Genomic DNA, 14,185 nt, shown 5'->3' with positions numbered 1-14,185 from the left:
TCACTTTATGAGAAACAAATATAATTATTTATTCGACTAAAGCGCTTATTTCTTCGACAAATTGCTTATTAAATCAATAATTCTACTTGAATACCCAGTTTCATTATCATACCATCCTATAATTTTGATCATATTGCCAATAACGGAGGTCATTTGTGCGTCAAAGATGCAAGAATGTGTATTTCCAACAATATCAATCGATACGATAGGATCTTCAGTGTATTCTAAAATACCTTTAAAGTTTGTATCGGAAGCCTTTTTAAATGCTAGGTTGATCTCTTCAATTGATACGGTCCGCTCAACGTTTAAAGTGATATCGGTTAAAGAACCGTTGGGAACAGGAACTCTAATACCGCATCCTCCAATAACATTGTTTAGTTTAGGAAATATCTTGGTCAGCGCCTTTGCGGCTCCAGTTGTAGTGGGCACGATGGATTGGCCAGCGGCTCTGGCACGTCTTAAATCTTTATGGGGTTGATCATGTAAACTTTGATCGGTGGTATAAGAGTGTACTGTTGTAATATAAGCTTGTTTAATACCGCAAAGATCATCGATGACCGCAATCATTGGTGCGGCATTATTTGTTGTACAAGAGGCATTTGAGATGATGGTTTCATCGCCAGTTAAGATGTTGTCGTTAACGCCTATGACGATGGTTTTAATGGAATCATCTAAAGGAGGAACAGATAAAATAACTTTTTTGGCACCATTTGTAATATGTTTCTCTAATTCTGTAGTCGTTTTAAATTTTCCTGTAGATTCAATGACAAAATCGACCTGGTAAGGTGTCCAATTAATATCGTCAATCTGTTTATGATTAAGTAAAGAAACCTTTTGTTGGTCTATAATGATGTGATTATCATCGAAAGAAATGGTGCTCTTTGAAACGCCATGAATACTGTCGTATTTTAACAAGTGACTTAAGGTTCGGGCATCTGCCAAATCATTGATGGCCACCACCTGCATATCATCACGTTCTTGAATAAGACGAAATACTCGTCTGCCAATGCGACCAAACCCGTTTATAGCAACGTTAATCATTAGTGGATGTGTTTTTGAGCTTTGTAAGATGATCTTACCAAGGCGCTACTTTCAACATGTCTAAAGCCAAGCTCTAATCCGATCGTTTCGTATTCTTTAAATTGATCTGGAAGTATAAACTGTTGTACAGGCAAGTGCTTTTTACTTGGTTGTAAGTATTGACCAATGGTGACGATATCAACATCATTGGCTCTTAAATCATGAAGGGTTTCAATGACTTCTTCGCGAGTTTCTCCAAGACCAAGCATGATGCCAGATTTTGTACGGCGTTGTCCCTGAGATTTCAGATATTTTAGAACGCCTAAACTGCGATCATATTTAGCTTGAATTCTCACTTCTCGCGTTAGTCTCCTAACTGTTTCAATATTATGTGAAACCACTTCTGGAGCAACATCTATTATGCGATCAATATGTTGTTCTATGCCTTGAAAGTCGGGGATAAGCGTTTCCAAGGTAATTTCAGGATTCATGCGACGTACGGCTTTTACCGTTTCTGACCACATGATACTTCCCATGTCTTTGATATCATCTCTATCAACACTGGTTAAAACCGCGTGCTTGATATTCATGAGTTTGATGGAACGTGCCACTTTTTCTGGTTCATCCCAATCTAAGGTTTCAGGACGTCCTGTTTTTACGCCGCAAAATCCACAAGAACGTGTGCAAACATTTCCTAAAATCATGAAGGTTGCTGTTCCTTCTCCCCAACATTCTCCCATGTTTGGACAGCTTCCAGACGTACAGATGGTGTTCAAACTATATTTGTCCACCAAGCTTCTAAGCTCTGTATATTTTTTACCTGTTGGTAGTTTTACCCTTAACCATTTTGGTTTTGGCTGACGTTCAGGAATCACTTTTGTTATCGTTTCTGTGCTCATTCAATCGCAGATTTTGAGTCACAAAGATACAAAGTAAAATTGTAAATAGTTATTATAGTGTGGTGAGATACCAAATGCTAAAACCTATTAAGAATAGAATTCCTAACCAGCTTAGGATGTGCATTTTCATTGATGGACGCCATCGGGCAGGCGTATGTATACTGCTGATGAGCCTGTAATTAATGATGGCATAAAACGGTGCCGTCAAAAATGAAATGATGGTGGCGATCTGTATGAGAAGACCCATTTCAGAGCCAAAAAAGAAGAAGATTGAAACCGTTCCTGCAATCAAAATAATAATCCACAACAAATAATTGTGTTTGGAAAAGTTTCCAAAAAGCAATTCAGAAGTTCTCGCCATAGTTCTTGGCGAGGCATCCAATGTGGTTAGTGTTGTACTGAACATCGTTGTAAAGGCGGCGATACCAATTATGAGATACGACCAGTTTCCTAAACTTTTGGTGTACATGGAAATGAGTTGGTTTGAGAATTCATCAGCTTTAGCGCTGAAGGTATCTCCACTTTGAAACATGACCAGAGCGCCTAAGGCAATAAAACCAAGTCCGATAACTATGGTTGCAATATAGCCGATGTTAAAATCAAATAACGATGATTTTACCCCGTAGTCTTTAGTGACTTTTTGCTTTTCGAGAGCCCAAAGGGATTGCCATACTGAAACATCCAAAGGCGCCGGCATCCAACCCATAAAAGCAATTAAAAACCCAATTTCAATAGCGTTTTTTGGCAGTATTTGGGCAAATGAAGGTGACTGACCGCCAGTTTTGAACACAAGAATCACAGCGACCACTGTACTTATAGTAAGGGTTATGACGATGATTTTCATTAATTGATCAAGAAATTTATATTTTCCTTTAATCAGAATGAGGGAACAAATGAAGAGAATGATGATGGTCCATAATTCTGTGGAAATGAAATTGCCAAAAAGAGAGGAGGCAATTCCGGCCGTTACAATAGTTACCGCCGTTTGAATGGTAAACATGGTCGTAAATGTGATGATGAAATAAAGGATTAAAACGCCTTTTCCTAATCGTTTATAACCGTCCAATAAACTTTCGCCCGTGGCCAAAGCGTATCGCGGGCCAAATTGGAAGAAGGGATATTTAAAGATGTGAACAAGGATTAAGGCCCAAATAAGGCCATAACCAAAATCAGCGCCAGCTCTTGTAGATTGTACCAAATGCGAAACGCCAATAGCTGCACCGGCAAACAATAAACCGGGACCTATTTTTTTTAAGCTGATGCGCATTACTATTTAGTAATTATTTCTGCCAGTAATTTTTTTGCCCTCAAAAGTTTAACCTTAACATTGTTGATAGGTTCGTTAAGCTCTTCAGAAATTTCCTTGTAAGTTAGCTCTTGAAAATATCTCAAATTGATAACTTCCTGATAATGTGGCTTTAGCTTCTTGATGTCTCGAAGTAATTTGGCCAAGTTTTGCTCAGTAATGAGTTTGTCTTCAGGAGAAGGAGATTCATCTATTATATTGTGAAAATCTTCGTTGTCATTGTGACGAGACTTTTGAATGGAGGATTTTCTCTTTCTTATTAAATCAATATGAATGTTTTTAGAAATTGTAATCAACCATGTTTTAAATTCATACTCATCGTTATAAGTATCAATTTTGTCAAAGGCCTTTGAGAAGGTTTGAATAGCAATATCCTCAGCGTCATTTTCATTTTCTGTACGCTTCAATTGAAAACCATAAACATCATTCCAAAAAAAATCCAACAGCATATTAAATGCAGACTGGTCATTTTTTTTTGCGTTGTTTATTATGTCCTTTATTTCCAATGCGTTGGTTTTGAAATGAGATTTTTTATAAAGATAACGAATTGCACTATAATTAAAAATATTTCAAGAAACGGAAAAAATGGAATCAGATCTTTTTCTTCTAATTTTTTTGCAGCTAGTGTCATAGAAATAAACAGTGCTATATATCTAAGACCGATTAATCCAAGCACGATTTCCCAATAAAACAGCGTGCTAAGCAGTGCAATACTTAAAAAGAGGAACAAGAATTGCGAAACATAAAATAAGGACAACATCGCCCTGTGTTTTTGTTTGTAATGTTTTGCTGTAGAAATATGTCGGCGCTTTTGAATCATCCAATCACTAAATGAATTTTTTGGAAGCGACTCCGTAAAACTGTTTTTGGACAAACAAATGGTTGTGTTTTGAGCAGAGGCAATTTGATTGACAAAAAGATCGTCGTCGCCAGACTTAATGTTCATATGATCCATGAATCCGCGAGCTTCAAAAAATAAATCTTTGGTATAAGCTAAATTTCTTCCAACACCCATGTAAGGTTGTCCTAATTTGCTATAAGAAAAGTATTGAATGGCAGTCATCAAAGTTTCAAAACGGATCAGTTTGTTTAGGAACGATTTTTTGACCTTGACATAAGCACCATAGCCCAAAACAAGCTGATGATCTTTTGAAAAATTACTGACCATCTCACTGATCCATTGGTTGGAAGCCGGTTTGCAATCGGCATCGGTAAACAGGAGGTGGTTATGGGTGGCGGCTTTAATGCCTAAAGTAAGGGCGTATTTTTTATTTCCCCAGAAGGTTTCAATGCTTTTGACATTAACGATTTTAATATTGCTATGATTGGCCTTAAAACGCTCCATGACCTGTAAAGTGTTGTCCGTAGAGCTGTCGTTGATCAATACCAATTCAAAGTTTGGATAGTCTTGTTCTAGAATATAAGGCAAAAATGTCTTTAAATTTTCAGCTTCATTCTTGGCACAAACAACTACGGAAATCGTAGGTTTATTGGAGTTAACAGCGTCGTCTTTTTTTTGTTTTACTTTCGAAAAAACATAAGCATAAAAAAAAAGTTGAACAGAAATAACTACAACAAAAATGTAGAAAAGCACATGTAATATAATCATTAACCCTTAAGAATGTTGTGGTTCGTTACAGTTTTCAAATTCATCAGGAGCTTTTCCACAGAACCCGCAAGGGGCACCTTCTTTATTGAGCATAGGATTTTGACTTGCACAAGTGCCAGCGAATTTCCCGTCTTTTTTCGCCCATATTTTTATAGCAATACCAGCAACTGCAAGTGCTAGGAGAATTAATGTAATGACTAAAAGTTTCATCAGTTCAAAATTTATACAAAGATACATCTTTTTAATAATTTGAATCTTTAATAAAGTGGTAATTTATGTGGTGTAAGGACTGAAATGAGTAGAGAACATCAAACCCTGACTATTTTTTATCAAAAAGTATAAACTGTATATAAACAGAAAGGCCGCTCGAATGAGCAGCCTTTTTATGTGTATTTTACTCCCAGAATATGAAACGAGATATGGTTTAGCTTCTTAATTAAATCAATTCTTTAAGGTGACTTCTGCCACAGAATTCTCATTATGGGTATTATTTATTTTTGATCCAGATTTTGGTTCTATGGTAATACTCAATCCTAAGGCATCTTCCATGTAAGGAATTGTTCTCAATTTGTTGCGTTCAGATTCATCCAAAATACCAAGATTTACCATTCTGTCTTGTAGCTCGGCCCAAATTTGATAGGTTTGGTTTTCAGGAAGCTTTGGTAAAGAAACTACATCAATCATTGACGTTTTATCTACAGCATTAATGTAGGCCACCGTCTTAAGATTTTTAGCTCTTGAATTTCCTCTTAAAACGTATTTTTCAGTTTCAGGATTGTTCAACTTCATAAACTGAAGCATGACGTTCTCGAGTTTGTTGTTATTGTTTTCTATATCACTTCTTAGGTCAAAAATCTCATCCACTACCACTTGATTTTCTAGGGCTAAAGATATATTTTGTTCATAAAGTAAGTAAGATAATCCTCCAAAAATTAAGGCCGCAATGCTGGCTGCAATACTAAACCAAGGTGCGCGACTATGCGTGGGAGGTGATGGCAGCGGGATAACCGGGACGTCATCTGTTATTTCTTTGATAACGGCATTCAAAATATATTTTGGAGCCTCTACAGTGTGTGCTTTTGCTAAGATTTCTAAATTATCTTGAAGTCTTTCATATTCAGCTTCAACTTCAGGGAATTCAGCGATATAACTTTCAACTTCCAGATTTTCGTCAGGAGTTGTGGTGCCTAAGATATAGCTATCCAATAGGCCCGATTCCATGAAAACTTGTAATTTTTTTTCCATTTTTATAATCTTTAGTCGTTGAAGATTTTACGTAAATCTCTCAAACCAATTTTCAATCTAGATTTTATGGTACCTAACGGAATATCTAATTCATCACTAGCTTCTTGTTGTGTCATGCCTTCAAAGAATAGGGCATTTAGAACGATTTGGTACTTTTCTTCGAGTTTGGTAACATGCTCTTTTAAATCGATGACATCCTGATTTAAACTTGCAGTTGGTAGAATATATACGTCTGATTTGTCAATTTGGACTTCCTTATGAAAACGATTGTTAAAACTTCTTAATTTATCGATAGCTGTATTGCGGGCAATTCTGTAGAGCCATGTGAAAAGTTTTGCCTTTGATGAATCGTATCTTTTTGCATTTTTCCAGATTTTCACAAAACTTTCCTGTAAGGCGTCTTGTGCCAGCTCTTCGTTCTTGGTTATTTTTAAAATGACGCCATAAAGACTGTCGGAATAATTTTCATAAAGTAAATTAATCGCAGCTTGATCTCCTTTTTCAAGAAGTTGGACAATATGGTCTTCTAATGAATAGCTCAAAAGTTAAGATTTAGTTTAATGTAAGGTTTAAAAAGTCTATATACACTTAATGGACGTATATCAATCTTTAAGATGGTAAAACTACGAATAAACTCGTTTATTCGTTAAATATTGCATTGATATCTATAGTGTCGAAATTTCTTCTTTTAAGGCATATGATTAATAGCTTTGTCGTTCGAGACTTTAGTGTTTGTTTTAATGCTTTGGCAGAACTTGTTGAAGCCTTTTTATATAATGTTTACCTCAGTTTCAATAGTAATTCCGAAAAGTTGCTTTATCGTTTTTTGAATGAGTAAGGCTAAACTAAGAATGTCTGATCCTTTAGCATTCCCATAATTGACCAATACTAAGGCTTGTTTTTTATGAACGCCATAGTCATTAAATGTTTTTCCCTTAAAACCTGATCTTTCAATCAGCCAACCTGCAGGAACTTTTATTTCGTTTGGAGACACCTCATAATTTGGTATCCCAGGAAATTTGTTTTGAAGCTTTTCAAAATGAGTTTTAGAAATAACAGGGTTTTTAAAAAAACTACCACTGTTTCCAATCTCTTTAGGATTTGGGAGTTTGCTTTCTCTAATCGAAATCACTGCTTTGGAAATGTCTTGTATAGTGGGATTTGTTATGCTCATCGATTCTAACTCGGCCGTAATAGCGCCATATTCCATGTGCAATTGATGATCATCCTTGGTCAATGCCAAGGTCGTGCTTACAATAACATAACTGTTTTTTTTGTCTTGTTTAAATACTGATTCACGATACCCAAACTGACAATGTTCCTTAGTGAAAGTTTCGATTTCTTTCGTATGAATGTTCAGCGCTTCACAGGATTCAAGGACATCTTTTATTTCGATGCCATAGGCACCTATATTTTGAATAGGAGCGGCCCCAACATTGCCTGGAATTAGTGAAAGGTTTTCAATACCTCCAAAATTTTGTTCCAAACACCACAAGACAAATTGGTGCCAGTTTTCGCCAGCACCAGCCTTGACAAGAACTTGGTTTTCTTTTTCGTCAACAACTTCAATGCCTTTAAGCGCCACATGAATTACCAAACAATCCAAATCCTTAGTGAGTAGCATATTGCTACCGCCTCCCAGAATGAATTTTTCGGGATGGGCATCCAAGCTTAAAACTTCTTTTAAGTCTTGAATGCTTTCGACCTTTACAAAATATCTTGCACGCGCATCTAACCCAAATGTGTTATAGGGTTTTAATGATATGTTTTCTTGAATGTGCACTAGTTAGGGTAAACTTTTAAAGCTTCTTTTAAAATATGTACGGCTTTAATCAAGCTGTCTTCATTAAGAACATATGCAATTCTAATTTGGTTCAATCCTGTATTTGGTGTGGAATAGAAACCAGCTGCTGGAGCAACCATAACCGTTTCTTTATTAAGATCATAGCTTTCCAATAACCATTGTGCAAAATGATCGGCACTTTTGACTGGCAATTCTACAATGCAATAGAAAGCACCTTTAGGTTCAGCAACTTTAAGACCGTCAATCTTTTTTAATTCTCTGATGAGCGTATTTCGTCTTTTTACATACTCTTCAATAACATCATCAAAGTAACTTTGTGGTGTGTCAAGGGCAGCTTCACTTGCAATTTGAGCTAAAGTAGGTGGACTCAATCGCGCTTGAGCAAACTTAAGGGCGGTTTGAATGACTTCTTTGTTTCGAGATACAAAATAGCCAATTCTTGCACCACACATGCTATAGCGTTTAGAAACTGAATCAATCATAATTGCATGATCTTCCAATCCTTCTTCTTGCATGATAGAGTAAAACTCATTGCCATCATATACGAACTCTCTATAAACTTCATCCGCAATCAAGAATAGGTCGTGCTTTTTAACAAGATCGGCGAGTTGTTTGATTTCTTCATTGGAGTAAAGATAACCGGTAGGATTCCCTGGATTACAGATTAAAATCGCCTTTGTTTTATTGGTAATCAGTTTTTCAAATTCTGCAATTGGAGGTAAAGCAAAGTTATCTTCTATTTTAGAAATAACCGGAACAACCTTGATATCTGAAGCCGTAGAAAATCCATTGTAATTGGCGTAAAATGGCTCAGGAATAATGATTTCATCATCAGGATCCATAATACTTCCAAAAGCAAAAAGCAACGCTTCACTACCTCCAGTAGTTACTATGATATCATTATGGCTAACATGAATGTTATTTTTAGCATAATAATCGGCTATTTTTTTTCTATAACCTTCAGAACCTTCTGAGCGTGTGTAAGCTAAAATATCCAAAGAATGTACTCTCACAGCGTCCAATGCTATTTCTGGTGTTTTGATATCAGGTTGACCAATATTTAAATGATATACAGTTTTACCTTCTTTATAGGCTTGTTCAGCGAATGGTACTAACTTCCTTATTGGCGAAGAAGGCATGGACAGCCCTTTCTTTGAAATTTTCGGCATGATATTAATATTTAAGAGTGCAAAGTTCTGAAAATTATCTCAAACATTTTTTAAAATGAGCATGTAAAAAAACAATGTCACCTTAAAGATTTGTAAATTGGTAGAACTCTATCTTTTTCTCCCGATGATAAAGCGATGTTTTATCTTTTTTAGTTTTGTGATCCTATGCCAATTTACTTTTGCACAGAGTGCTTTTCGTTTAATTCGTACGGAAAGCACAAGAATTAAATTTCAGCTCATCGACAATCTCATTGTTATTCCTGTGGAGGTAAATGGACTGCAACTTTCATTTCTTTTAGATTCGGGCGTCGGTAGGCCCATTCTTTTCAATATTATCAACACTTCGGATTCATTAAAATTGAAGAATGTAGAAAGTATTCTGCTCAGAGGCCTCGGAGATGGCGGTAGTGTGGAGGCTTTAAAATCGACAAAAAACCTATTTAAAATAGGCGATGCTGTAAATGTCAATCAGGATGTTTTCATTATTACTGACGAAACTATAAACTTCACACCAAGATTGGGCATTCCTGTGCATGGTATCATCGGTTACGATATTTTAAAGGATTTCATTGTTGAAATCAATTATGGCTCTAAGTTTATCCGGTTAAATAATCCGAAGACCTACAAGTATAGAATATGCAAAATATGTGAAACATTAGACTTGACTTTAGTTGAAAGCAAACCTTATATTGATGCCACCGTTACCGTCAATGAAAGGGACATTCCTGTTAAATTATTGATGGACTCAGGAGGTAGTGATGCTTTATGGCTTTTTGAAAATGATTCCTTAGGATTGGTTCCTGAAAATAATAAGTATTTTATTGACTTCTTTGGCAAAGGATTGAGTGGAAGTGTCCATGGAAAAAAATCAAAAGTGTCGAAGTTCTCCATAAACAATTTTCATCTTAATAATGTGAACGTTGCTTACCCTGATTCAGCTGCTATAAGTTTTGCCAGAAAGTATAAGGAACGCAATGGCAGTATGGGTGGAGAATTGTTAAGACGATTTAATATCATATTAGATTATAAAAACGAAAAAGTGACCTTTAAAAAGAATAATCGCTTTAATGATCCTTTTGAATATAACAAGAGCGGCATCATCATAGAGCAGGATGGCGTTAGGATAGTTAAGGAAATAGAAAACAATTCTCAATTTAAAAATAATCAAACACAGGAGAGTTTGTCTCGACTATCCGTCATTGAAGCTTACAAGTTTATGCTCAAACCGGCTTTCAGAATTGTTGAATTGAGACCTAACTCGCCGGCAGAAAGGGTAGGGCTAAAGTTGGGGGATATTATTCTGTCTGTCAACAATAAAGAGGTTCAACATCTTAAAATTCAAGAAGTCAATGCGTTTTTTAGAGAAAAAAATGGGAAGCTCATCAATCTCAAAATTGAGAGAGACGGCGTGATCATGCGCTTTAGTTTTAAATTGGAGAGTTTATTGTAAAAAAAAAAGCCCTCAAAAATGAGAGCTTTTAAATTGTAAGAAACACCTATAATTAGTGTTCCATAACACTTTTGTCTTTTTAATCCAAGACATTCTATTAGCTTTAGTCTACAACCTCGCCTTTAATTTTAAGGGCAACAGTTGGCGTATCGGCATTCGATAAAACTGTAATAGTCTTTCTAATTGGCATGACACGTTGTGTATCATATTTTACTTCTATTTGACCTTTTTCTCCTGGAAGGATTGGTTTCTCAGGTTTTTTTGGTACCGTACAACCACAGGTTGAAGTTACTTTCGAAACAATTAATGGCGCAGTACCTGTATTTGTGAATTCAAATACACGAACGCCATCAGCACCCTTTTGGATTGTGCCGTAATCAATTACGTCCGTTTTAAATTCGATCTTAGCTACTTTTTCTTGTGCAAAAGCAGAAATGCTTAACATTCCTACTAATAAAATTGCTACTAAATTTTTCATCATTTTAATTTTAAATTGATAGTGTCAATATTAGTTACTTTTAACCATTTCACAAAATTTTTTAGTTGAACTGCATCATTCTGTTTGAGACTGGTGCCTGATTTTGGTTTAATATTTGTTTTTATAATTTCACTAAAACAGAAATATAAGTAACTTTGCGTGTTATTATACAAAAACAGTACCAAAGTATGCAAATCCCAACAAAATATTCCGCTTCTAGTGTAGAGGACAAGTGGTATTCCTATTGGATGGAACACAAATATTTCAAGTCCGTTCCAGATGAACGAGAGCCCTATACCATTGTCATTCCACCCCCTAATGTTACAGGAGTTTTACACATGGGTCATATGTTGAATAATACCATTCAAGATGTGCTCATTCGTCGCGCACGTTTGCAAGGTAAAAACGCGTGTTGGGTGCCGGGAACGGATCATGCCTCAATTGCGACGGAAGCAAAAGTAGTGGCCAAGTTAAAAGAACAAGGCATTGATAAAAATACATTGTCACGTGAAGAATTCTTAAGCCATGCTTGGGATTGGACCCACGAGTATGGTGGTGTGATTTTAGAGCAATTGAAGAAGTTAGGCTGCTCTTGTGATTGGGATCGTACGAAATTTACCATGGATGACGACATGAGCGAATCCGTCATCAAGGTTTTTGTGGATTTATATAACAAAGGCTTAATATATCGTGGTTTCCGAATGGTCAATTGGGATCCAGAAGCCAAAACGACCTTGTCAGATGAAGAAGTGATTCACGTGGAGCGAACCGACAAGTTATATTATGTCAAATATCAAATTGAAAATCAAGATGATTTTGTTACGATTGCAACCACTCGTCCTGAAACTATATTGGGAGATACAGCAATTTGTGTGAATCCTAACGATGAGCGTTTTCAACATCTTATTGGTAAAAACGTGATTGTGCCTATTTGCAACCGAATTGTGCCTATCATAGCCGATGATTATGTGGATATGGAATTTGGTACAGGATGTTTAAAAATCACTCCGGCGCACGATGTTAATGATAAGGCCATTGGCGACAGACACAATTTGCAAGTTGTCGATATCCTAAATGACGATGCTTCCTTGAATAGTTTTGGTCTGCATCATCAAGGAAAAGATAGAGTAGTGGCCCGTAAAGATGTGACCCAAGAATTGAAGGATTTGGGCATTCTTGTAAAAACTGAAGACATCCTACATAAGGTTGGAACCAGTGAACGAACCAAGGCCGTTATTGAGCCTAGACTTTCGGATCAATGGTTTTTGAAAATGGAAGATTTGGTAAAACCTGCCATTAAAGCGGTTTTGGAAGATGAAGAAGTAAAATTGTTTCCGAAACGGTTCAACAATACCTATCGCCATTGGATGGAAAATATTCGCGATTGGAATATTTCCCGTCAATTACTTTGGGGACAGCAAATTCCTGCTTATTTCTATGGCGATGGAAAAGAGGATTTTGTAGTTGCAGAAAGTCGTGACGAAGCTTTAAAGTTAGCTCAAGAAAAATTAAATAATCCACAACTGAAGTTAGACGATTTAACTCAAGATAAAGATGCTCTAGATACTTGGTTTTCTTCTTGGTTATGGCCAATCAGTGTTTTTGACGGGATTCGTAATCCGGATAATCCTGAAATTGAATATTATTATCCCACCAATGACTTGGTAACAGGTCCCGATATTTTATTCTTTTGGGTAGCCCGTATGATTATCGCTGGCTATGAATATAGAGACGAAAAACCGTTTTCAAATGTATATCTTACCGGATTAGTGCGTGATAAACAACGTCGAAAAATGAGTAAATCCTTAGGGAATTCTCCTGATGCTTTAAAGCTGATCGAAGATTATGGCGCTGACGGCGTTCGTGTCGGTTTGTTGTTAAGCTCTGCCGCGGGAAATGATTTGATGTTTGATGAAGACTTATGTAACCAAGGTAAAGGTTTTTCCAATAAAATATGGAATGCCTTCAGATTGGTTACCGGATGGGAAGTTGCAGACATTGAACAACCCGAGGCTTCAAAAATAGCAGTAGAATGGTACCAATCCAAGTTTCAACAAGCTTTGGTTGAAATAGAAGATCATTATAGCAAATACAGATTGTCTGATGCCTTAATGGGAATTTACAAATTGATTTGGGATGATTTCTGCTCGTGGTTATTAGAAATGATCAAACCGGAATACCAGCAGCCTATCGATTCGAAAACATTTAAAAGTGTGATTGAAATCTTTGAATCCAACTTAAAGATTCTTCATCCATTCATGCCATTTTTAACCGAAGAAATTTGGCATTTTATTGCAGAACGAACGCCTGAAGAAGCTTTGATTGTTGCAAAATATCCAAAAATTGAATCTTTTGATGCCCAATTGATTTCTGATTTTGAAATGGTAAAAGAAGTGGTTTCAGGAATTAGAACCATCAGGAAAGATAAAAACATTTCTTTTAAAGACAGTATTGAATTGTCGGTCATCAATAATGACAATCTTTCTGAACGTTATAATTCGGTCATCGAAAAGATGGGGAATATTTCAAAAATGGAATCTGTTACTGAAGCCGTCGATGGAGCCCTAAGTTTTAGAGTCCATTCCAATGAATATTTTATTCCTATTTCTGGCGCTATTAACGTAGAAGAAGAAATCAAGAAATTAAATGACGAATTAAAATACACTGAAGGTTTCTTAAAATCGGTGCAAAGCAAATTGGCAAACGAGCGATTTGTAAACAATGCACCAGAACAGGTTTTGAAAAACGAGCGCAATAAAGAAGCTGATGCTTTAGCTAAAATTGAAACGATTAAATCGAGTTTGGCGAGCTTGAAGTAGGGTTTGTTGCGTTAAGTTGATAACATTCTGTAGTGGAATTGTTTTATAATCGCTATAAATTTTAAAATCTCAGGTTAAATTATTAATCTGAGATTTTTTATTTTAGAATTGAAACGGGTCTCATTTATTATCTACCGTTGATAAAATAAAGCTATGTGAACCTTTGTATTTTCCTTTGCGGAACTTTGCGTAATAGCATTCTTTGGTATAGACACGGATTTCACGGATTGACATGGAATTGATTTATAAGTTTCAATAAAACAATTCCTAGTATTCAATAGAGCACAGATGACGCTGATTTCTGCAGATGTTCACTGATCTTTTCAGGCTTATTTATAAATCAAATTTGACTAATTATAACTTTGCGTCTCTGCGAGAGAAAATGT

At 36.1% G+C, this 14,185-nt stretch carries 13 protein-coding genes; 2 read left to right on the top strand and 11 right to left on the bottom strand.

All coding sequences use genetic code 11. The features are described 5' to 3' along the window. Nucleotides 1-45: 45 nt before the first annotated feature. From gap to ACOH2D_RS04840, 10 genes are all read right to left on the bottom strand, one after another. Nucleotides 46-1,041, bottom strand: coding sequence for a type I glyceraldehyde-3-phosphate dehydrogenase (gene gap, locus ACOH2D_RS04885; protein ID WP_449534533.1), 996 nt, complete (start codon nucleotides 1,039-1,041; stop codon nucleotides 46-48). Further along, the gene (lipA, locus tag ACOH2D_RS04880; protein ID WP_348037020.1) at nucleotides 1,041-1,919 is read right to left on the bottom strand and encodes a lipoyl synthase; all 879 of its coding nucleotides are present in this window, start codon (nucleotides 1,917-1,919) and stop codon (nucleotides 1,041-1,043) included. The genes gap and lipA overlap by 1 nt, the downstream gene beginning before the upstream one ends. Nucleotides 1,920-1,971: 52 nt before the next feature. Then, complete coding sequence (locus ACOH2D_RS04875; protein ID WP_348037022.1) at nucleotides 1,972-3,186, bottom strand: Nramp family divalent metal transporter; 1,215 nt, start codon at nucleotides 3,184-3,186, stop codon at nucleotides 1,972-1,974. A gap of 2 nt (nucleotides 3,187-3,188) precedes the next feature. After that, nucleotides 3,189-3,731, bottom strand: coding sequence for an RNA polymerase sigma factor (locus ACOH2D_RS04870; RefSeq protein WP_348037024.1), 543 nt, complete (start codon nucleotides 3,729-3,731; stop codon nucleotides 3,189-3,191). Further along, a complete protein-coding gene (locus ACOH2D_RS04865; protein ID WP_348037026.1) occupies nucleotides 3,722-4,834 on the bottom strand; it encodes a glycosyltransferase in 1,113 nt (370 codons plus the stop codon). Before ACOH2D_RS04865 ends, ACOH2D_RS04870 begins: the two co-directional genes overlap by 10 nt. A gap of 6 nt (nucleotides 4,835-4,840) precedes the next feature. Beyond that, nucleotides 4,841-5,044, bottom strand: coding sequence for a membrane or secreted protein (locus tag ACOH2D_RS04860; RefSeq protein WP_449534532.1), 204 nt, complete (start codon nucleotides 5,042-5,044; stop codon nucleotides 4,841-4,843). A 231-nt stretch (nucleotides 5,045-5,275) separates the two neighbouring features. After that, nucleotides 5,276-6,079 carry an anti-sigma factor gene (locus ACOH2D_RS04855; protein ID WP_348037030.1) on the bottom strand — a complete coding sequence of 268 codons (804 nt, stop codon included), beginning with the start codon at nucleotides 6,077-6,079 and terminating at the stop codon, nucleotides 5,276-5,278. An 11-nt stretch (nucleotides 6,080-6,090) separates the two neighbouring features. Continuing rightward, nucleotides 6,091-6,621 (bottom strand): RNA polymerase sigma factor, encoded by a 531-nt coding sequence (locus ACOH2D_RS04850; protein ID WP_348037032.1) that lies wholly within the window; start codon nucleotides 6,619-6,621, stop codon nucleotides 6,091-6,093. Between the two features lie 227 nt (nucleotides 6,622-6,848). After that, nucleotides 6,849-7,862 (bottom strand): UDP-N-acetylmuramate dehydrogenase, encoded by a 1,014-nt coding sequence (gene murB, locus ACOH2D_RS04845; RefSeq protein ID WP_348037034.1) that lies wholly within the window; start codon nucleotides 7,860-7,862, stop codon nucleotides 6,849-6,851. Next, on the bottom strand, nucleotides 7,862-9,052 hold the full coding sequence (locus ACOH2D_RS04840) for a pyridoxal phosphate-dependent aminotransferase (protein ID WP_449534530.1): 1,191 nt from the start codon (nucleotides 9,050-9,052) through the stop codon (nucleotides 7,862-7,864). The genes murB and ACOH2D_RS04840 overlap by 1 nt, the downstream gene beginning before the upstream one ends. 124 nt (nucleotides 9,053-9,176) lie before the next feature. Between ACOH2D_RS04840 and ACOH2D_RS04835 the strand changes: the two genes are divergently transcribed. Beyond that, entirely contained in the window at nucleotides 9,177-10,502 is a 1,326-nt protein-coding gene (locus tag ACOH2D_RS04835) for a retropepsin-like aspartic protease (RefSeq protein WP_449534529.1), read from the top strand. A gap of 103 nt (nucleotides 10,503-10,605) precedes the next feature. Here ACOH2D_RS04835 and ACOH2D_RS04830 read toward each other — a convergent pair whose 3' ends face one another. Beyond that, a complete protein-coding gene (locus tag ACOH2D_RS04830) occupies nucleotides 10,606-10,980 on the bottom strand; it encodes a DUF1573 domain-containing protein (RefSeq protein WP_348037040.1) in 375 nt (124 codons plus the stop codon). 188 nt (nucleotides 10,981-11,168) lie between these two features. Between ACOH2D_RS04830 and ACOH2D_RS04825 the strand changes: the two genes are divergently transcribed. Then, nucleotides 11,169-13,799, top strand: a complete 2,631-nt coding sequence (locus ACOH2D_RS04825) for a valine--tRNA ligase (RefSeq protein WP_449534528.1) — start codon at nucleotides 11,169-11,171, stop codon at nucleotides 13,797-13,799. The last annotated feature ends 386 nt before the right edge of the window (nucleotides 13,800-14,185 follow it).

The sequence above is a fragment of the Gelidibacter sp. genome (assembly GCF_053579655.1).
The sequence above is the reverse complement of the archived record's forward strand: the minus strand, read 5'-3'. Positions and strand labels throughout refer to the sequence as shown.